The following is a 1,026-nucleotide window of genomic DNA, read 5'->3' on the forward strand; positions in this document are numbered from 1 at the left end:
TCATGTACTTCTTTGCCTTTCACCTTCATTGCGACGAGCGTATTTGGGTATAGGTACAAGTCGGCGGCATTGCGGAAAGTCAGTTGGCCAGATTCAACCTCAGTGAAGCCGTTCGGATCATCTTTACGTCCGCCCACTTTAAACGGCGCTGCCGCGCTCAAAACTGGAATGTCAGCAAGGTCTGGATCGCCTTGAATGAAACGTTCAACGTAGTCTTTTTGTGCAAGGTTAACGATTTGGATTGTTGGGTCGTCTTGCACCAAAGCCAAGAAGCTGTACATCACGTCATTCGCTTTACCAATTGGTTGGTTAACGAATTCGCGAGTGCCTTTGTGATCGTCTTCGAGTGCTTTAATGATGCCTTGGTCTGCTTCTGCAAGCGATTTCTTAGTCGCTTTGTCGAAAATTGGTCGAGCTTCAGATTGTCCTTCCACTACTTGCCATTGGCCGTCTTTTTGCTCGATGACCAGATCCATGACTCCCACGTGGCTACCCCAACGGCCATGCATGACGGCAGTGACACCGTTGATGGTGCCTTTGTTGTTGTCTACGCCTTGTAGATTCTCAAATCCTTTGCCTGGGAAGACCGCGTGAGAGTGACCAAACGCAATGGCATCAATGCCTTTTACTTGCGTTAAATAGTACACCGAGTTCTCCGCACCTAGTTTATATGGATCGGTTGAAACCTCTGAGTGCGGAATCGCGACAATAATGTCCGCACCTTCCTTCTTCATCTGCGGAATCAGCTTCTCTGCAGTTTCTTTGATGTCTTTGGCAACCACGTTACCTTCAAGATTTTTCTTATCCCAAACCATGATTTGCGGTGGAACAAACCCGATGTAACCCACTTTTACTTGATGAACTTCGCCATCGGTATCTTTAAAACTGTGTGTTTTGATCAGGTAAGGTTGGAAGTAATGCTCGCCAGTTTTCTTATCAAACACATTGGCGTTGATGTAGGGGAAGTTCGCGCCGGCCAGCGTATTTTGTAGGAAGTCCAAACCATAGTTGAATTCATGGTTACCA

1 protein-coding gene is annotated in these 1,026 nt (G+C 46.9%); it reads right to left on the reverse strand.

Annotated features, from left to right (window positions below; all coding sequences use genetic code 11):
* Positions 1-1,026: bifunctional 2',3'-cyclic-nucleotide 2'-phosphodiesterase/3'-nucleotidase (locus R7E00_RS25235; RefSeq protein WP_318124942.1), on the reverse strand; the 1,026-nt coding region annotated here is incomplete at both ends.

The sequence above is a fragment of the Vibrio sp. Vb1755 genome, assembly GCF_033338635.1.
In the GTDB taxonomy this organism is placed as follows: domain Bacteria; phylum Pseudomonadota; class Gammaproteobacteria; order Enterobacterales; family Vibrionaceae; genus Vibrio; species Vibrio alginolyticus.